The sequence below is a fragment of the Tahibacter sp. genome, assembly GCF_035481375.1.
Lineage (GTDB): Bacteria > Pseudomonadota > Gammaproteobacteria > Xanthomonadales > Rhodanobacteraceae > Tahibacter.
In genome coordinates this window covers 1-18,113 of sequence record NZ_DATIGT010000061.1, presented here as the reverse complement: position 1 = coordinate 18,113, position 18,113 = coordinate 1, and the positions used below count along the sequence as shown (strand labels likewise).

General features: G+C 69.2%; 15 protein-coding genes. 7 read left to right on the top strand and 8 right to left on the bottom strand.

What is annotated here, in order from left to right:
* On the top strand, positions 1-742 hold a 742-nt coding region (locus VLF18_RS03725; RefSeq protein WP_325278278.1), incomplete at its 5' end, for a GlxA family transcriptional regulator.
* Positions 739-2,241, top strand: a complete 1,503-nt coding sequence (locus tag VLF18_RS03720; RefSeq protein ID WP_325278277.1) for a serine hydrolase domain-containing protein — start codon at positions 739-741, stop codon at positions 2,239-2,241. The genes VLF18_RS03725 and VLF18_RS03720, both read left to right, overlap by 4 nt.
* A 29-nt stretch (positions 2,242-2,270) precedes the next feature.
* Here the strand turns inward: VLF18_RS03720 and VLF18_RS03715 are convergent, their stop codons facing one another.
* From VLF18_RS03715 to VLF18_RS03690, 6 genes are all read right to left on the bottom strand, one after another.
* Positions 2,271-5,402: an efflux RND transporter permease subunit gene (locus VLF18_RS03715; RefSeq protein WP_325278276.1), complete on the bottom strand. Its 3,132-nt coding sequence runs from the start codon at positions 5,400-5,402 to the stop codon at positions 2,271-2,273.
* A complete protein-coding gene (locus VLF18_RS03710; RefSeq protein WP_325278275.1) occupies positions 5,399-8,557 on the bottom strand; it encodes an efflux RND transporter permease subunit in 3,159 nt (1,052 codons plus the stop codon). The genes VLF18_RS03715 and VLF18_RS03710 overlap by 4 nt, the downstream gene beginning before the upstream one ends.
* Before the next feature lie 86 nt (positions 8,558-8,643).
* On the bottom strand, positions 8,644-9,849 hold the full coding sequence (locus tag VLF18_RS03705; RefSeq protein ID WP_325278274.1) for an efflux RND transporter periplasmic adaptor subunit: 1,206 nt from the start codon (positions 9,847-9,849) through the stop codon (positions 8,644-8,646).
* 173 nt (positions 9,850-10,022) lie between these two features.
* On the bottom strand, positions 10,023-10,577 hold the full coding sequence (locus tag VLF18_RS03700; protein WP_325278273.1) for a response regulator transcription factor: 555 nt from the start codon (positions 10,575-10,577) through the stop codon (positions 10,023-10,025).
* Complete coding sequence (locus VLF18_RS03695) at positions 10,540-11,886, bottom strand: ATP-binding protein (RefSeq protein ID WP_325278272.1); 1,347 nt, start codon at positions 11,884-11,886, stop codon at positions 10,540-10,542. Before VLF18_RS03695 ends, VLF18_RS03700 begins: the two co-directional genes overlap by 38 nt.
* Positions 11,887-11,890: 4 nt before the next feature.
* Positions 11,891-12,892 (bottom strand): TIGR00266 family protein, encoded by a 1,002-nt coding sequence (locus VLF18_RS03690; RefSeq protein ID WP_325278271.1) that lies wholly within the window; start codon positions 12,890-12,892, stop codon positions 11,891-11,893.
* Positions 12,893-13,091: 199 nt separating this feature from the next.
* Between VLF18_RS03690 and VLF18_RS03685 the strand changes: the two genes are divergently transcribed.
* Positions 13,092-13,886 (top strand): thymidylate synthase, encoded by a 795-nt coding sequence (locus VLF18_RS03685; RefSeq protein ID WP_325278270.1) that lies wholly within the window; start codon positions 13,092-13,094, stop codon positions 13,884-13,886.
* Positions 13,883-14,443, top strand: coding sequence for a dihydrofolate reductase (locus tag VLF18_RS03680; RefSeq protein ID WP_325278269.1), 561 nt, complete (start codon positions 13,883-13,885; stop codon positions 14,441-14,443). Before VLF18_RS03685 ends, VLF18_RS03680 begins: the two co-directional genes overlap by 4 nt.
* On the opposite strand, the gene VLF18_RS03675 is transcribed toward VLF18_RS03680, so the two are convergent.
* Entirely contained in the window at positions 14,400-15,248 is an 849-nt protein-coding gene (locus VLF18_RS03675) for a symmetrical bis(5'-nucleosyl)-tetraphosphatase (protein WP_325278268.1), read from the bottom strand. The genes VLF18_RS03680 and VLF18_RS03675 overlap by 44 nt on opposite strands.
* Positions 15,248-15,631 carry a Co2+/Mg2+ efflux protein ApaG gene (gene apaG / locus VLF18_RS03670; protein WP_325278267.1) on the bottom strand — a complete coding sequence of 128 codons (384 nt, stop codon included), beginning with the start codon at positions 15,629-15,631 and terminating at the stop codon, positions 15,248-15,250. Before apaG ends, VLF18_RS03675 begins: the two co-directional genes overlap by 1 nt.
* 252 nt (positions 15,632-15,883) lie before the next feature.
* Here apaG and nudE point away from each other — a divergent pair, with 252 nt between their 5' ends.
* The 3 genes from nudE to mazG are packed head-to-tail and all read left to right on the top strand — an operon-like array spanning position 15,884 to position 18,076.
* Positions 15,884-16,444, top strand: coding sequence for an ADP compounds hydrolase NudE (gene nudE, locus VLF18_RS03665; protein WP_325278266.1), 561 nt, complete (start codon positions 15,884-15,886; stop codon positions 16,442-16,444).
* Positions 16,441-17,244: a 3'(2'),5'-bisphosphate nucleotidase CysQ gene (gene cysQ / locus VLF18_RS03660; RefSeq protein ID WP_325278265.1), complete on the top strand. Its 804-nt coding sequence runs from the start codon at positions 16,441-16,443 to the stop codon at positions 17,242-17,244. Before nudE ends, cysQ begins: the two co-directional genes overlap by 4 nt.
* 22 nt (positions 17,245-17,266) lie before the next feature.
* Positions 17,267-18,076: a nucleoside triphosphate pyrophosphohydrolase gene (gene mazG / locus VLF18_RS03655; protein ID WP_325278264.1), complete on the top strand. Its 810-nt coding sequence runs from the start codon at positions 17,267-17,269 to the stop codon at positions 18,074-18,076.
* Positions 18,077-18,113: the final 37 nt, after the last annotated feature.

The window sequence follows — 18,113 nt, the reverse complement described above, 5'->3', positions numbered from 1 at the left end:
CCAGCCGGCGACGCTCGCCGCGCTGGCGCAGTGGCTGCGGCAGCGTCACCGTCGCGTGCGGCGGATCGCGTCGGTCTGCACCGGCGTCTACGCGCTCGCCGAGGCCGGCCTGCTCGACGGCAGCACCGTGACCACGCACTGGCGCCACGCGCCGGCGCTGGCCGCGCGCTATCCGGCGCTGCGCGTCGATGCCGACGCGATCTTCCTGCGCAACGGGCGCATCTACACCTCGGCCGGCATCAGCGCCGGCATCGATCTCGCGCTCGCGCTGGTCGCCGAGGACCACGGTCCGGCGCTCGCGCTCGCCGTCGCGCGCGAACTCGTCGTGCACGTCAAGCGCGACGGCGGGCAGCGCCAGTATTCCGCGCCGCTAGCGTTCCAGACCGCGGCCGGCGACCGGCTCGGCGAACTCGCCGCATGGATGCTGCGGCATCTCGACGGCGATCTCTCGGTCGAGCGGCTCGCCGAGCGCTGCAGCATGAGCCGGCGCCAGCTCAGCCGCCGCTTTCTCGACGCGTTCGGGCTTTCTCCGGCGCACTATGTCGAGCGCCTGCGCATCGACGAGGCGCGGCAGCGGCTCAGCGAAAGCCGCGCGTCCGTCGACCGGATCGCCGCCGCGGTCGGATTCCGCAGCGTCGACGTATTCCGGCGCGCGTTCGAACGCCAGGTCGGCATCGCGCCGGCGCACTACCGAGCGCGCTTTCGCGCAGCACCCCCGACAGCCCAGGAGTCACCGACATGATGCTGCGTCTCGCCGTCGCATGGATTGCCTGCACCGCGGCCCTCGCGACCGCCGCGCCGGTGCCGGACTTCAGCGCGCTGGAACGGCGCGCCGCGCAGGAAGTCGACAGCGGCAACCTGCCGTCGCTCGCGGTCGCGGTCGTGCGCGACGGCGAAATCGTCTACGCGCGCGCCTTCGGCCACGCCGATCTCGCGCAGCGCCGGCCCGCCACCGTGCATACGGCCTACGCGCTCGCGTCGGCGACCAAGCCGATCACCGCGACCGCGGTGATGCAGCTCGCCGAGCGCGGAAAGATTGATCTCGCCGCGCCGGCACGGCGCTACCTGGGCCCGCTGCGTCTGCGCGCGGCGGACCCGGCGTGGCCGGCGCCGAGCGTCGCGCAGTTGCTCGACCACACCGCCGGCCTCGCCACTTATGCACATATCTACTTTGGCGATGCGGTCGCGCGCGCACCGGCGTTCGCGCGCAGCGTCGAGCGCTTCGGCGTGCTCGTACAGCCGCCGGGCCGCGTCGCCGAGTATTCGAACCTCGGCTACGGCCTGCTCGGCGACATCGTCGAGCGCCGCGGCGGCGCGGGATTCGGCGACTATCTCGCGCGCGAGGTGTTCGCGCCGCTCGGCATGACCGACGCGTTCGTCGACACGCCGCAGCCCGGCGCCGACGTCGCGACGCCCTACGATGCGCAGAACGCGGCGCTGCCTGCGCTGCGCAACGACACGCCGGGTGCGGGCAACGTGCAAGCAAGCGCGCACGATCTCGTCCGCTTCGCGCGCTTCCATCTCGATCCGGCATCCGCCGAAAAGCCCGTGCTGTCGACGGCCGGCGTGCGCCGCATGCAGCAGCGCGCCGACGCGAAGGCGCTGCATCACTACTACGCCGGCGCGTACTACGGTCTCGGCTGGTACGTGCGGCCCGATGACGGCGGCGAGCGCGCGGTCTGGCACGAGGGCGGCATGCCGGGCGCGAGCAGCATCATCAAGCTGCTCCCGGAACGCCGTATCGGCGTCGTCGTGCTCGCGAACAAGAGCGAGGTGAATGCGGTCACCCAGGCCGTGGCGGACGACGCGCTGCGCGCACTGCTGCCGGGCTACGCGCCGGGACCGCTCGATGCGACCGCGAACTACGCGCGCTACGCGGCGCAGCCGGACTTTCTCGGCGAATGGCGGGGCAGCGTCACGGTCGGCGGCCGCAAGCTCGCCTGCGAACTGCGCTTCGGCGACGGCAAGATCGCGCTCGCGCTTGCCGCATCCGACGACACGACGCGTCGCGCGCGCGGCGAATTCGCCGGCATCGTCTACGGCGACTCCTTCGTCGGCGCCGTGCCGATGGCGCTGCCGATCGCCGAGCAGTCGGGCGCCGGGAGTCCGCTGCTGCTCGTCAAGCTCGTGCGCAGCGGCGACGTGCTGCAGGGCGCTTTCGTCGCCTACGCCTCGCCGCAGCGGCTCGAGTATCTGCTGCCGTTCGCCGTGCGGATGACGCGGACGAGGCGGTGGCCGTAGCTTGGGGTTCGCCTGCGGCCCACCCCAGCCTACGCCGGTGAGGCCGCCGGCAACTTCGCGGCCTTGCGCGCCGCCCTGCGTTCGCGCCGCCGCTGCGCGCGGCGCTCGAGCAGCAGATAGATCGCCGGCGTCGTCAGCAGGGTCAGGGTCTGTGAGATCAGCAGCCCGCCGATCATCGCGATGCCGAGCGGCCGGCGCATTTCCGCACCCGCGCCGAAGCCGATCGCGAGCGGCAACGCGCTGAAGATCGCGACCAGCGAGGTCATCATGATCGGGCGGAAGCGCACGAGGCAGGCTTCGCGGATCGCCTGCAACGGCGTCATGCCCTGTTCGCGTTCGGCGACGAGCGCGAAGTCGATCATCATGATCGCGTTCTTCTTCGCGATGCCGATCAGGAGCACGATCGCGATGATCGAGACGATCGACAGCTCGGTGTTCGTGACGAGCAGCGCGAGCACCGCGCCGACGCCGGCCGACGGCAGCGTCGACAGGATCGTCAGCGGATGAATCAGGCTTTCGTAGAGCATGCCGAGGATCAGATAGACCGCGAGAATCGCGGCGATGAACAGCAGCGGCGTGTCGCTCTGCTGCTGCTGGAAGCGGCGGAAATCGCCGCCGAATTCGCCGCTGATGTCGCCGGGCATGCGCAGGTCCTTCATGGTCTGCGCGACGAGCCGGCCGGCTTCGCTCATCGGCACGTCGGGGGCAAGGCCGAACGAGACGTCCATGACCGCGAACTGCGCGCGATGCTGGATCGACGTCGGCGCGATGCCGTCGCGCATCTGCGTGAGTGCCGTGATCGGCACCATCGCGCCGGTGCTCGACTGCACGTAGAGCCGCTCCAGCGAGCCCGGCGTCGCCGACTCGCCGGGTTCGGCGGTCACGACCACCTTGTACTGATTGATGTCCGAATAGATCGTCGACACCTGGCGCTGGCCGAACGCGTCGTAGAGCGCGCTGTTGATCGCCGCGACGCTGACGCCGAGGCGCGCCGCCGTGTCGCGGTCGATCTCGAGGTTCTGGCGCAGCCCGGCCTCCTGCAGGTCCGAGCCGACGTCGCGCAGCTGCGGCAGCTTCTTCAGCGCCTCGACGAGGCGCGGTGTCCACTCCTGCAATTGTGCAAGATCGCTGCCGCGGAGCGAGTAGTTGTACTGCGCGCCGCCGCCTCCGCCGCCGGCACCGCCGCCGCCGCCGATGTCCTGCACGGGGCGCAGGCGCAGGCGCACGCCGGGCACCTGTGCGGCTTTTTCCGACAGCCGGTTCATGACCGCGAACGTCGACACGTCGCGGCCTTCGCCGAGCGGCTTGAGATTGATGAACAGCGTGCCCGAACCGCCGCCGCCGCCGAAGCGGCCGCCGCCGACGCGCACGCCGACGCTCTCGACGGCCGGATCGGCGCGCACGATGTCGGCGATGCGCTGCTGGCGCTCGACGAGCACGTCGAACGACACGTCGGAGCCGGCATTCGTCGAGCCCTGCAGCTGTCCCGTGTCCTGCTGCGGAAAGAATCCCTTCGGCACGATGATCATGAGCCAGATCGTGAGGACGAGCAGCAGCGCCGGCAGCGAGGCCATGAGCCGCGGCCTTCCGAGCGACCAGTCCAGCGCGCGGCGATAGACCTCCACGCTCCAGGCATGCGCGGCATCGATGCGGCGTTCCAGCGCGCCCGGCGGCTTCGTGCCGTGCGGTTCCATGAACTGCGCGCAGAGCGACGGCGTCACGGTCAGCGACACGATGGCGGAGATCGCGATCGCCGCGGCCAGCGTGATCGCGAATTCGCGGAACAACAGGCCCAGGAAGCCGCCCATGAACAGCAGCGGGATGAACACGGCCAGCAGCGACAGCGTGATCGACACGATGGTGAAGCCGATCTCGCGCGCGCCGAGCAGCGTCGCCTGCATGCGCGGCATGCCCTGTTCGAGATGGCGCGCGATGTTCTCGATGACGACGATCGCGTCGTCGACGACGAAGCCGATCGCGATCACGAGCGCCATCAGCGACAGGTTGTTCAAGGTGAAGCCGAGCACGTACATCACCGCGAACGCGCCGGCGAGCGACAGGGGCACGGCAAGACCGGCGATGAGCGTCGGCGCGAGCCGGCGCAGGAACAGCAGCATCGTCAGGATCACGAGGCCGAGGCTGATCAGCAGCGCGACCTGCACCTCCATGACCGACGCGCGTATCGTCGGCGTGCGGTCGAGGAACGGCGTCAGCTTGGCGTCGCTCGGCAGCCACGCGCGCAGCTCCGGCAGCATCGCCCTGACCGCGTCGACGGTCGCGATCACGTTCGCGTCGGCCTGCTTGCGTACGAACAGCAATATCGCGCGCTGGCCGTCGAACCACGCGGCCTGGTAGCGGTCCTCCTGGCCCTGTGTCACGCGCGCGACGTCGCGCAGGAACACCGGATTGCCGTTGCGCGTCGCGACGATGAGATCGGCGAACTGCTTGGGCTTGCTCAGCGCGTTGTTCGACGCGATCGCCATCGTCGTGCGGCCATCGCTGAGAAAGCCCTGCGCGGTCGTCACGTTGGCCGCGACGAGCGCGCGGCGTACGTCGTCGGCGGAGATGCCGCGCGCATTGAGCGCGCGCAGGTTCAGGTCGACGCGGATGGCCGGCGTCGCGCCGCCGGCGATGTCGACATCGGCGACGCCGGGCAGCTGGCGCAGGCGCTGCGCGACCAGCGAGTCGGCGTAGTTGAACAGCTCGCCGAGCGGCCGTGTCGGCGAAGTCATTGCGAGAATGATGATCGGCGCGTTGTTCGGATTGGCCTTGCGATAGGTCGGCGAGGTGCGCAGGCCCGAGGGCAGGTCGGGTGCGGCGGCATTGATCGCGGCCTGCACGTCGCGCGCCGCGCTGTCGAGGTTGCGGCCGGCCTCGAAGATGATGTTGACCGACGCGCTGCCTTCGCTGCTGTTGGAACTCATATCGTCGATCCCGGCGATCTGGCCGAGGTGACGTTCCAGCGGCGCGGCGACCGTCGTCGCCATCGTCCCGGCGTCGGCGCCGGGCTGGCTCGCCGAGACGAAGATCGCCGGAAATTCGACGTTGGGCAGCGGCGCGACGCCGAGCAGCGTGTAGCAGAGCATGCCCGCGACGAACAGGCCCGCGGCGAGCAGCGAGGTGCCGATCGGTCGCTTGATGAACGGTGTGGAGATGCTCATGGCGCGGCGGCTGCGGTGGCGCGTTCGCCGTGCGCGCGGCGCCGCGCGATCCAGTCGTTGACGCGTTCGAGGTACAGATAGATCACCGGCGTCGTGTACAGCGTGACGAGCTGCGACAGCAGCAGTCCGCCGACGATCGACACGCCGAGCGGCCGGCGCAGCTCCGCACCGATGCCGTTGCCGAGCGCGAGCGGCAGCGCGCCGAGCAGCGCCGCGGCCGTCGTCATCATGATCGGGCGGAAGCGCAGCAGGCAGGCGCGGTGGATCGCCTCGCGCGCGCGCAGGCCGTCGCGCTGCGCCTCGATCGCGAAGTCGATCATCATGATCGCGTTCTTCTTGACGATGCCGATCAGGAGAATGATGCCGACGATGCCGTCGATCGACAGGCTCATGCCGCAGACGAACAGCGCGAGCAGCGCGCCGACGCCGGCCGGCGGCAGCGTGGAGAGGATCGTCAGCGGGTGGATGTAGCTCTCGTACAGTACGCCGAGCACGATGTAGATCACGAGCACCGCGGCGAGGATCAGGTACAGCTCGTTGGCCTGCGACGCGGAGAATTCCGCCGCCTTGCCGACGAAGCTGCCGCGCACCGACGCCGGCAGGTTCATCTCGCGCTCGACCGCGCGGATCGCCTCGACGGCCTCGGACAGCGAATAGCCGTCCGCGGTGTTGAAGCCGATCGTGACCGCGGGCAGCTGATCCTGGTGCGAGATCACGAGCGGCGCGTTCGTCACGGTCGCGCGCGCGACGCTCGACAGCGGTACGGTGCCGGCGAGATTCGTCGTCGTCGTGCCGGTCGAGGAGGTGTTGCCGGCGACCGCGCCGCCGCCGCTCGCGCGCACGCTGAGCTTGTCCAGAAGATCGCTGCTCGTGCGGAATTCCGGCGCGACCTCGAGCACGACGCGATACTGATTGAGTTCGGTGAAGATCGTCGACACCTGGCGCTGTCCGAACGCGTCGTAGAGCGTGTCGTCGATGCTCTGGATCGCGACGCCTAGCCGGCTCGCCTGGTCGCGGTCGATCGCGAGCAGCAGCTGCAGTCCCTTCGACGCGAGATTGTTGTCGACGTCGGCGAGTTCGGGCCGCTGCCGCAATGCCGTCGTCATGCGCGCCGCGGCGTCGCCGAGCTCCTTCGCGTCGACGTCGGTCAGCGTGTACTGGTATTCGGTCGCGCCGACGCGGCTGTCGAGCGCGACGTCCTGCACGGGCTTCAGATACAGCGCGATCGCCGGAATCCGCGAAGTGGCCTCCTGCAGCGCCGGAAGCACCTCGGCCAGGCCGCGGCGTTCGCCGCGCGGCTTCAGCACGATGCTGATCTGGCCCTGGTTCAAGGTCGGATTGATCTCGCCGGCACCGACGAACGCGGCGACGCCCGAGACGTCGGGCACGCCGCGCAGCGCCGCGGCAACCGCCTCGACGCGCGACTGCATCAGCGGAAAGGCGATGTTGTCGTCGGCCTCGACGACCGCGGTCACGAGGCCGGTGTCCTGTTCGGGCAGCAGGCCCTTCGGAATCAGCACGTAGAGCAGCGCGGTCAGCACGACCGACGCGGTCGCGACGGCCATGGTCAGGCGCGGATGGTCGAGCACCCAGACGAGGCTGCGGTCGTAGGCGTCGAGCACGCGGCCGTAGATCCCTTCGCGATGCGCATGGTCTTCCGCGTCGCCCTTGATCTCGCCGGGCTTGAGCAGGTAGGCGCACATCATCGGCGTCAAGGTCAGCGACACCAGCGCCGACAGTGCGACGGCGATCGACAGCACCCAGGCGAATTCGTGGAACAGGCGGCCGGTGACGCCGGGCATCAGCAGCAGCGGCAGGAACACCGCGATCAGCGACACGGTCAGCGAAATCACCGTGAACGCGATTTCCTTCGCGCCGATCTCGGCGGCCTCGCGGCCGTCGTGGCCCTTTTCGAGATAGCGCACGATGTTCTCGATCATGACGATCGCATCGTCGACGACGAAGCCGGTCGCGACGGTCAGCGCCATCAGCGACAGGTTGTCGAGCGAAAAGCCCGCGAAGCTCATGACGGCGAACGTGCCGAGCAGCGACAGCGGCACGGCGACGCCCGGAATCACGGTCGCCCAGAGCCGGCGCAGGAATACGAAGATCACCGCGACGACGAGGATCACGGTCAGCACGAGCGTGAACTGCACGTCGTGCACCGAGGCGCGGATCGTCACGGTGCGGTCGGCGAATATTTCGAGATCGACGCCGGCCGGCAGCACGGCGCGCAGCTGCGGCATGATGGCCTGCACCTGCTCGACCGTGCTGACGATGTTCGCGCCGGGCTGGCGGCGGATGTCGAGCAGCACCGCCTGCTTGCCGTTGGCCCAGGCCGACACCTGGTCGTTCTCGACGCCGTCGATGACCTGCGCGATGTCCCCGAGCCGGATCGCCGCGTTGTCGCGCCAGCTGATGATCGCGTCGCGATACGCGGCGGCGTCGCGCAACTGGTCGTTCGTGCCGATGCTGAACGACTGGACGCTGCCGTTGAGCGAGCCTTTCGGCGCGTTGACGTTGAGCTGCGTCAGCGCGCTGCGCACGTCCTCGAGCGTGAGGCCGAGATTCGCGAGCTGCCCCGGATTCACCTGCACGCGCACGGCCGGGCGCACGTTGCCGGCGATGCTGACGAGACCGACGCCGCTGACCTGCGAGAGCTTCTGCGCGAGGATGCTGTCGGCGTAGTTGTTGACGTCGCGCAGCGGCAGCGTCTGCGAGGACAGCATCAAGGTCATGATCGGCGCGTCGGCCGGATTCACCTTGTTGTAGACCGGCGGATACGGCAGCCCGCTCGGCAGCGTGCCGCGCGCCGCGTTGATCGCCGCCTGTACGTCCTGCGCCGCGGCGTCGATGTCGCGGTCGACCTGGAACTGCAGGTTGATCGTCGACAGGCCGGCCGAGCTGTCGGAGGTCATCAGCGTGAGCCCCGAGATCTGCCCGAACTGGCGTTCCAGCGGTGTCGTCACGAGGGCCGCGATCGTGCTCGGGCTCGCGCCCGGGTAGTACGTCGTGACCTGCAGGTTCGGCGCGTCGATGTCGGGCAGCGCCGACACCGGCAGCTGGCGATAGCCGAGCAGGCCGAGCAGCACGAGCGCGAGCATCAGCAGCGATGTCGCGATCGGGCGGCGGATGAAAAGAGTGGAAAATGACATAAGTTAACCAAGATGCCCGCTTGAGCCCTCTCCCCCGACGCTGCCGGAGGAAAGGGAGCCGTGTATCGCCAGGGCGAGCATCCCGTTCACCCGCCACCACGCCGCCGCCGCGGCGCATCGCCGGCGGGCTTCCCGCCGCCGGCCGGCGCGGCCGGCGGCGGTGTCTCGCCGGGCGCGAGCGCCAGCACCTTCGCGCCGGGTTTCAGCCGGAACTGGCCTTCGCTGACGACCTTGTCGCCGGCCTTCACGCCGTCGAGCACGACCGTGCGTCCGCCGGGCGCTTCGGCGCCGGCCTTGACCGGCTGCAGCGCGACGCTCGAATCCTCCTTGACGACGTAGACGTAGCTGCCGTCGGGTCCGCGCTGCAGCGCCTGGGTCGGCACGGTCACCGCGTCGGCGAGCGCGCCGACTTCGAGGCGCACGTTGACGAACTGCCCGGGCCACAGCGTGTTCGTGTCGTTCGTGAATTCGGCCTTGAGCTTGAACGTGCCGGTGGTCGCGTCGATCTGGTTGTCGATCACGGCCAGCGTGCCTTCGGCGACGACCCGGTTGTCGCCGCGGTCGCGCGCGGTGACCTTCAATGCCTGGCCGGCCGCGCGCACGCGTTCGAGCTGCTGCTCGGGCAGCGTGAACACCACGTTGATCGGATGCACCTGGGTCAGCACGACGATCGCGTCGGTCTGGTTGCCCGAGACGATGTTGCCGACGTCGACCTGGCGGATGCCGGCGAGACCGGCGATCGGCGCGCGGATCACGGTATAGCCGACCTGCACGCGCGCGTTCGCGATCGCGGCCTCGTCAGAGGCGACCAGCGCTTCGAGCTGGCGCACGGTGTGGCGCTGGTTCTCGAGATCCTGCGCGGCGACGAAGTTCTTCTGGATCAGTTCTTCATAGCGCTTGAGCGTGGAGCGCGCGCCGCCGAGCTGCGCCTCGTCCTGTTTCTTCTTCGCGACTGCCTGGTCGAGCTGGCTCTGATAGCTGCGTGCGTCGATGCGCGCGATGATCTCGTCCTTCGCGATCTCCTGGCCCTCCTTGAACAGGATCGCTTCGATCTGTCCGCCGACCTGGGGCCGCACGGCGACGGTGTTGAGCGCCTGCACCGTGCCGAGCGCGTCGAGGTTCAGCGGCACGTTCTCGGTCGCGGCCACGACCGCGGTCACGGGAATCGGCGCATCCGGATCGCCGCCGCCGCGGCGCTGTCCGCCGCCGCTGCTGTTGCTGAAAGTGCGGTAGCCGATGAGTCCGGCCAGGGTTACGACGATTACGACGGCGATGATCTTGCCACGCGACATGCCTGCTTCCTTGTTGATGGCGTTGCGCAAACCGGCGGCGCGAACGGCCCCGGCCGCTTAACGGACGGACGACCGCGGCGTTGACAGGCTGGCAGGAAGAATTTTCGGCGGCGCCGGGCGCCTGCGAAGACGTCGGTCCGAGGATGCGGCACGAGGTGAAACGGTCGCAGGATTCATGAGGAACCTCGCTCGCGTACCGGGTGCTTGGCCAGCTTGCGTTGCAGCGTGCGCCGGTGCAGTCCGAGCCGGCGTGCCGCTTCGGAGATGTTGCCCTCGCTCTCGACCAGCACGCGCTGGATATGTTCCCACTCGAGCCGGCGCAGCGGCGGCGCGTGTTCATTGCCGGTCGTGACGATCTCGGCGTCGCCCTCGTCGTCGCGCAGCGCGCGTACGATCGCGTCGGCGTCGACGGGCTTGGCGAGGTAGTCGTGCGCGCCGCGCTTGATCGCTTCGACCGCGGTCGCGATCGACGCATAGCCGGTCAGCAGGAGGATGCGCAGATTCGGCGCGATGCCGAGCAATTGCGGAATCAGCGCGAGGCCGTTGTCGGCGCCGAGCTTGAGGTCGAGTACCGCGTGCTTCGGATGCTCGCGCCGCAGCAGCGCGATCGCGCCGGCCGCGTCGTGCGCGACCGACACGTCGAAGCCGCGGGCGCCGAGCGCGCGTGCGAGCACGCGTGCGAAGGTTTCGTCATCGTCGATCAGCAGCAGGCGTTCGGGCTTGTCCATGCGAGGCAGTTTCCGCGGGGTCGGGTGAAAGAGGCGCCACGGCATCGCTCGCGAGCAACGGCCGCAGCGGCAGCGCGAGCACCGTTTCGACGCCGGAGGCATCGGCTTCGCGCGCATAGAGAGTACCGCCGAGGCGTTCGGCCGTGGCGTCGGCCAGCGCAAGCCCGATGCCGAGTCCCGTGCTCTTGCTGCTCTGGAACGGATTGCCGAGCGCCGCGGCCATGCCGGCCGCGAAACCCGCGCCGCGGTCGCGCACGCGGAATTCGAGCAGGTCGCCGGCGGTCCGCAGCGTCAGGCCGATGCGGTCGGCCTGGTTCGCGAGCGAAGCGTCGGCGGCGTTGTTGAGCAGGTTCAGCAGCGCATGCCGCAGGCCCGGCGGCACGACGACGCGCAGCGCGGCTACCGCGTCGGGCAGGTCGATCTCGAGTGCGACTTCGGGTCGCAGCAGGCCGTAGCGGTGTTCGCAATCGGCGACGAAATCGCCGAGGCGGCGTTCCTCGCCGGTCTGCGCGAGCTGTGCTTTGCCCGCCGCGACGAGTTCGCGCAGGCTGTCGCGGCAGCGTTCGACCTGGCTGTCGAGCAGGGCAAGGTCCTCGGCGAGCACGCCGTCGGTGTGCTCGCGGCGCAGTTCCGTGATCAGCGTGCGCATCGTCGACAGCGGCGTGTTGAGTTCGTGCGCGGCGCCCGCGGCCTGCGTCGCGATCGCGAGAAAGCCCTCGTCGCGCAGCGCGCGCTCGCGAATGCGCTGCGCGAGCGCCTGGTTGTCGCGCAGCACGAGTGCCAGGCGCGAGATGAACCAGCCGAGGAGGCACGCGCTGATCAGGAACGACATCGCCATGCCGATCACGTGCAGCCCGCTGCCGAGCGGCGGCAGCGGCTGGTTCCAGCGCAGCAGCGTGACGTAGGTCACCAGCGACATCAGCGCGACCGCGATCACATGGCGCGGGCTCAGTGCGGTCGCGACCAGCGTGATCGGCAGCAGCAGCAGCGCCGCGAACGGATTCGTCGCGCCGCCGGTCAGGAACAGCAGCCAGCCGAGCACGATCGTGTCGAGCGCGACATGCAGCATCAGCTCGCCCGCGCTGACCGGCCAGGACTGCGCGAGGCGCCAGCGCACCGCGAGCGCGAACGTGCCGAGCAGCGCGATGCCGGTATACAGGCGCGGCGTGTCGAGCGCGATGCCGAGTCCGTTCGTCACGAACACGACGGTCGCGGTCTGGCCGATCACCGCGGAGAAACGCAGCCACGCGAGCGTGCGCGCGACGGCCGGAATGCCGAACTCGGGCCGTCGCGGGTTCACGGCGCGCATGCGCTCAGCTGCGGTCGCCCGACAGCAGGTCGCCGAGTCCGCCGAGCACCGAGCCTTCTTCCTTGCCGCCGCGCGCGCCGGCGAGCATGCGGCCGGCCATGCGCGAGAACGGCAGCGACTGCAGCCAGACCTTGCCCGGGCCGGTCAGGTTCGCGAGGAACAGGCCTTCGCCGCCGAACAGCATGCTCTTGACACCGCCGACCGGCTTCACGTCGAAGCCGACGCCGTCGGTCAGCGCGACGACGCAGCCCGTGTCGACATCGAGGCGTTCGCCCGGCGCGAGCGTGCGCTCGACGATCGTGCCGCCGGCATGCACGAAGGCGAGGCCGTCGCCTTCGAGCTTCTGCATGATGAAACCCTCGCCGCCGAACAGGCCGGTCAAGATCTTGCGCTGGAAGAAGATGCCGATCGAGACGCCGCGCGCCGCGCAGAGAAAGCTGTCCTTCTGGCAGATCAGGCGGCCGCCGAAATCGCTGAGCTTCATCGGCACGATGGTGCCGGGGTAGGGCGCCGCGAATGCGACCTTGCCCTTGCCCGAACCCTTCTGCGTGAACATCGTCGTGAACAGGCTTTCGCCCGTGATCACACGCTTGCCGGCCGACAACAGCTTGCCCATGAAACCGCCGCCGCCGGACGCCTGCGAGCCGTCGCCGAACACGGTGTCGAGCTGCACGGTCGCTTCCTTGTACATCATCGATCCGGCTTCGGCGATCGCGCTTTCCTCGGGATCGAGTTCGATTTCGACGAACTGCATGTCGGAACCGAAGATGCGGTAGTCGATCACGTCGCTGCCGCGCTGGCCCGAGGCCGGCGGCGCCGGTGGCCGCGGCGGCGCGGCGACGTCGGAACCGTTGCGCAGCTCGGCGACCTGCGCGATCGGCTGCCACTCGGCGAAGCCCTGGCGCCAGCAGTGGCCGTTTGCGTTGCGCCGCGCCTGTTCGCGTGCCTGGGCGTCGTCCAGCGGACCGATCTGCTCGCCGCCGTAGTTGAAGAACCACTGTGCCATCGTCCGCTCCGCGCAATAGGGAATGCGCGGAGTGTAAGCGCGGCGGATGGCGCCGCAATGGCCGATTCGTCAGCGAAGAGCAGGATCGGGTGAAGAGGAGCGAGAAAACGAGTCGCAGCGGTTTCATGCCCGGCTCTCACTGCTCTTCACTTCGTCCAGTCCGCCCGGTCCGCGAAGCTTGGTCTATCATCCGCGGTCTATGCGTGCCTATCTCGATCTCGTCCAGGACATCCTCGACAACGGCGTGCGCAAATCCGACCGCACCGGCACCGGCACGCTGAGCGTGTTCGGACGCCAGCTGCGCTTCGATCTCGCGCACGGCTTTCCGCTGGTCACGACCAAGAAACTGTACCTGCGCGCCATCGTGCACGAGCTGCTCTGGTTCCTGCGCGGCGACACGAACATCGCCTATCTGCGCGACAACAGGGTCACGATCTGGGACGAGTGGGCCGATGCCAACGGCGATCTCGGCCCGGTCTACGGCAAGCAGTGGCGCGCCTGGGAAGGCGCCGACGGGCGCACGATCGACCAGATCCGCTGGGTCGTCGACGAGATCCGCCGCAATCCCGATTCGCGCCGCCTCGTCGTCAGCGCCTGGAACGTCGGCGAGCTCGATCGCATGGCGCTGATGCCCTGCCATGCGCTGTTCCAGTTCCATGTCGCCGGCGGCCGGCTGTCATGCCAGCTCTACCAGCGTTCCGCCGACGTGTTCCTCGGCGTGCCGTTCAACATCGCGAGCTATGCGCTCCTGACCCAGATGATCGCGCAGGTCTGCGATCTCGCACCCGGCGACTTCGTGCACACGTTCGGCGATGCGCACATTTATCTGAATCACATCGACCAGGTACGCGAACAGCTCGCGCGCGAACCGCTGCCGCTGCCGACGCTGAAACTCAATCCGCACGTGCGCTCGCTGTTCGAGTTCCGCTTCGAGGACGTCGTCATCGAGAACTACCGCTCGCATGCGCCGATCAAGGGCGAGGTCGCGGTATGAGCGGAGCGGCGGGCGGGCGCATCGCGCTGATCGCCGCGCTCGACCGCAACCGCGCGATCGGCCGCCGCGGCGACATGCCCTGGCATCTGCCCGACGACCTCGCACGCTTCAAGCGCCTGACGCTCGGCAAGCCCGTGCTGATGGGGCGCAGGACCGCGCTGTCGATCGGCCGTGCGCTGCCGGGCCGGCGCAATCTCGTGCTGAGCCGCAACGGCGAGGCGCCCTACGCGAATCAGGAAACCGTGCGTTCGCTCGCCGAGGCGATCGCCGCGGCCGGCGACGCGGAACTCATGGTCATCGGCGGCGGCGAGATCTATGCGCTCGCGTTGCCGTTCGCGACGGCGCTGCATCTGACCGAAGTCGACGCGGCAGTCGACGAGGCCGATACCTGGTTTCCGGAATTCGATCGTGCGGCGTGGCGTGAAGAGCGACGCGCACACCATGACGCGGACGCGCGGCATGCGTTCGCGCTGGATTTCGTGGACTACGTGCGCCCTGCGCCGCGCCGGATGCTCAATCCATCTCCCGCCCCGGCGGCGGCGCGCGATCGGACTTGATGCTGACGAAGTACGGATCTTCCGCGTCGAGCCGCAGCGCCGTCAGCGCGCCGCCCCAGACGCAGCCCGTGTCGATCGCATAGATGCCGAGGCCCGAGAAGCGGCCGAGCGTCGACCAGTGTCCGCAGACGATGCGCGTGTCGCGCTTGATCATGCCGGGCACTTCGTACCACGGATACAGTCCCGCCTGCTGCGTGCCCGGTGCGCCTTTCTCGCCGAAGGCGATGCGGCCGCGCGGGTCGCAGTAGCGCAGGCGCGTCAGCACGTTGATGCTCGCGCGCATGCGCTCCACGCCCTTGAGCCGGCCCGACCAGACCGCGGGCTTGTTGCCGAACATCGACCGCAGCAGGCGCGCGTGGTGCGGGCCGCGCAGTTCGCGTTCGACTTCGCGCGCGGCGCGCTGCGCCTGGGCGAGCGTCCAGCGCGGCGCGAGTCCGGCGTGGACCATGGTGAATTTCAGCGACTCGTCGTGATGCAGCAGGGACTGGTGCCGCAGCCAGGTCAGCAGTTCCTCGCGGTCGCCGGCGAACAGGATCGCGCCGAGCTCCGGGTTGACCTTGGCCTGTTCGGCCTCGTTGCGCTGCGCGATCGCGAGCAGGCTGAGGTCGTGGTTGCCGAGCGTGACGACGGTCTGCGGTCCGAGCGTGCGCAGCAGGCGCAGCACTTCGAGCGACTGGCCGCCGCGGTTGACGAGATCTCCACAAAACCACAAGGCGTCAGACGCCGGGTCGTAGTTGATCTTGTCGAGAAGTCGTTTCAGTTCGTCGAGGCAGCCCTGGAGGTCGCCGATGGCCCAGGTCGCCATCAATGCAGCGTCCGCGGGACGGACAGCGTGAACTGCGGGATCGGCGCGTCGAACACGGTGCCGTCCTCGGCCACCAGGCGGTAGCTGCCGCGCATCACGCCGACGCTGGTTTCGAGCACGGCGCCCGAGGTGTACTGGTATTCCTCGCCCGGGCGCATGTGCGGCTGCTCGCCGACGACGCCGTCGCCGCGGACTTCTTCGACCTTGCCGTTGCCGTCGGTGATGATCCAGTGGCGCGACAGCAGCTGCGCGCCGATGCCGCCGGTGTTCTGGATCGTGATGGTGTAGGCGAAAACATAACGGTTGTCGGACGGGCGGGACTGCTCGTCGACGAAGCGTGTAGCGACCGAAATCGCGATGTCGTAGGGGTTCTGGTCGCTCATGAGTGGATCTTGACACGTCTCCGGGCAGCGGCGATGCCCGCGGCCGTTTCGCCGCGCTCAAACCAAGCTGCGGCTTTTTCTGGGGTTTTCGTGCGGGGATTTTCGGCCACGGGGCTCGCTGCGCGCAACCGCAGCGGTCCGAAGCGGTCCGGTCCCGGGGCTTCGCGCGATGCCGGCGCGCGGCCGAGCTGTCGCAGGACTGTCGCCTGTTCGTCTACGCAGCCGCGCAACGACTGCGTAGAATCGGCCCTCATGCGCCAACGCCCGACGATCCACGCCACCCGCATTGCCGACGCCAGCGGCTTCCTCAAGGTCGAGGAAGTCGATCTCGAATTCTCCAACGGTCAGCGACGCACCTACGAGCGCCTCAAGGGCTCGGGCCTCGGTGCCGTCATCATCGTGCCGATGCGCGACGACGACACCGTGCTGCTCGTGCGCGAATACGGCGTCGGCGTCGACCGCTACGAACTCGGCCTGCCGAAAGGCCGGCTCGATCGCGACGAAACCGTCGAGCAAGGCGCCAATCGCGAACTCAAGGAAGAAATCGGCTTCGGCGCGCGCCACCTGCGCATCCTGACGACGCTGTCGCTGTCGCCGGCCTACATGACCAGCATGACCCACGTGGTGCTTGCGCAGGAGCTGTATCCCGAGCGCCTGCAGGGCGACGAACCCGAGGAGCTCGAAGTGGTTCCGTGGAAACTCTCCGAGCTGCACGCGCTGCTGGGGCACGAGGAAGTCAGCGAAGGCCGTTCGATCGCCGCGCTGTTCATCGCGCGCGAATACCTCGCCGGCCGCTTCAGGCCCGGCGCATGAATCCGCTCGAACTCGAACGCCTCTGCGTCGACGCCTGCGCGCTCGCGCGCGAAGCCGGCGACGCGATCCTCGCGGTCTACGACAGCGAATTCGCGGTCGAACACAAAGAAGACCGCTCGCCGTTGACCGCGGCCGACATCGCCTCGCATCGCGCGATCGTCGCGGGCCTCGGCCGGCTGACGCCGGCGCTGCCGGTGCTCTCGGAAGAGTCCGCCGAGATCCCGTATCTCGAGCGCGCGCGCTGGACGCGCTATTGGCTCGTCGATCCGCTCGACGGCACGCGCGAGTTCGTCAAGCGCAACGGCGAATTCACGGTCAACATCGCGCTGATCGATCAGCAGCGGCCCGTGCTCGGCGTCGTGCAGGCGCCGGTGACCGGCGAGATCTGGTTCGCCTGGGCCGGCGGCGGCGCGTTCGGCCAGGCGTCTGCGGCGAGCGAAGCGCGGCGGCTGCGCACGCGTCCGCGCGCCGTGCCGCTCGTCGTTCCGGGCAGCCGCTCCCACGGCAGCGAGCGCGAGGCGGACCTGCTGTCGCGCGTCGGCGAGTTCGAGAAGCTGCCGCTGGGCTCGTCGCTGAAATTCTGTCGCATCGCCGAAGGCTCGGCCGACCTCTACCTGCGTCTCGGGCCGACCTCGGAATGGGACACCGCCGCGGCGCAGTGCGTGCTCGAACAGGCCGGCGGCGGCGTGATCGACTTCGCCGGGCTGCCGCTGCGCTGCAACGCCCGCGAGTCGCTGCTCAACGGCGACTTCATCGCGTTCGGCGATCCGACGACCGACTGGGCGCGCCTGTTCGCCTGAACCGCACGCTGACGGAAACCGCATGGCTTCGATAGACGAACTGCTCGCGATCATGGCCGCGCTGCGCAATCCCGACGGCGGCTGCCCGTGGGATCTGCAGCAGGATTTCGCGACGATCGCGCCATACACGATCGAGGAAGCCTACGAGGTCGCCGACGCGATCGACCGCCGCGACCTGCCGGCGCTCTGCGACGAACTCGGCGACCTGCTGTTCCAGGTCGTGTTCCATGCACAGATGGCGAGCGAAGCCGGCGCATTCGGTTTCGCCGACGTGGTCGCCGCGATCTGCGCGAAGATGCGGCGGCGCCACCCGCACGTGTTCGGCGAAACCTCGGTTGCCGACGCGGACGCGCAGACCGTGGCCTGGGAAGAACACAAGCGCGCCGAACGCGCCGCGCGCGGCGAGGAAGACCGCAGCGCGCTGGCCGGCGTCTCGCGCGGCATGCCCGAGTGGCAGCGCGCGCTGAAGCTGCAGAAGCGCGCGGCGACGGTCGGTTTCGACTGGCCGAACGTCACGCCCGTCTTCGAAAAGCTGCACGAGGAAATCGACGAGGTCCGCAACGAATTCGCGACCGGCGCCGATCCCGCGCGGCTCACCGACGAAATCGGCGATCTGCTGTTCGTCTGCGTGAACATCGCGCGGCACGCGCGCGTCGACGTGTCCGCGGCGCTGCGTCACGCGAACGCGAAGTTCGAACGGCGCTTCCGGCGCATGGAGCAGCTCGCGGGCGAACCCGGCCTGAAGGCGCTCGATCTGGCAGGGCAGGACGCGCTCTGGGACGAGGCAAAGCGCGAGGAACGGGAATCGCGAGTGGAGCGCCGGGAATCGTAGGACGCCGTGTCGGGGCGCTTCCAAAAAAAATGGCGGG

Excerpts from the sequence above, each read along its gene's own strand:
- nudE (WP_325278266.1), top strand. The coding sequence starts at position 15,884 with ATGCGCCAACGCCCGACGATCCACGCCACCCGCATTGCCGACGCCAGC.
- VLF18_RS03680 (WP_325278269.1), top strand. The coding sequence starts at position 13,883 with ATGAGCGGAGCGGCGGGCGGGCGCATCGCGCTGATCGCCGCGCTCGAC.
- VLF18_RS03685 (WP_325278270.1), top strand. The coding sequence starts at position 13,092 with ATGCGTGCCTATCTCGATCTCGTCCAGGACATCCTCGACAACGGCGTG.
- VLF18_RS03705 (WP_325278274.1), bottom strand. The coding sequence starts at position 9,849 with ATGTCGCGTGGCAAGATCATCGCCGTCGTAATCGTCGTAACCCTGGCC.
- VLF18_RS03700 (WP_325278273.1), bottom strand. The coding sequence starts at position 10,577 with ATGGACAAGCCCGAACGCCTGCTGCTGATCGACGATGACGAAACCTTC.
- VLF18_RS03715 (WP_325278276.1), bottom strand. The coding sequence starts at position 5,402 with ATGAGCATCTCCACACCGTTCATCAAGCGACCGATCGGCACCTCGCTG.
- VLF18_RS03710 (WP_325278275.1), bottom strand. The coding sequence starts at position 8,557 with ATGTCATTTTCCACTCTTTTCATCCGCCGCCCGATCGCGACATCGCTG.
- VLF18_RS03720 (WP_325278277.1), top strand. The coding sequence starts at position 739 with ATGATGCTGCGTCTCGCCGTCGCATGGATTGCCTGCACCGCGGCCCTC.
- VLF18_RS03675 (WP_325278268.1), bottom strand. The coding sequence starts at position 15,248 with ATGGCGACCTGGGCCATCGGCGACCTCCAGGGCTGCCTCGACGAACTG.
- cysQ (WP_325278265.1), top strand. The coding sequence starts at position 16,441 with ATGAATCCGCTCGAACTCGAACGCCTCTGCGTCGACGCCTGCGCGCTC.
- apaG (WP_325278267.1), bottom strand. The coding sequence starts at position 15,631 with ATGAGCGACCAGAACCCCTACGACATCGCGATTTCGGTCGCTACACGC.
- mazG (WP_325278264.1), top strand. The coding sequence starts at position 17,267 with ATGGCTTCGATAGACGAACTGCTCGCGATCATGGCCGCGCTGCGCAAT.
- VLF18_RS03695 (WP_325278272.1), bottom strand. The coding sequence starts at position 11,886 with ATGCGCGCCGTGAACCCGCGACGGCCCGAGTTCGGCATTCCGGCCGTC.
- VLF18_RS03690 (WP_325278271.1), bottom strand. The coding sequence starts at position 12,892 with ATGGCACAGTGGTTCTTCAACTACGGCGGCGAGCAGATCGGTCCGCTG.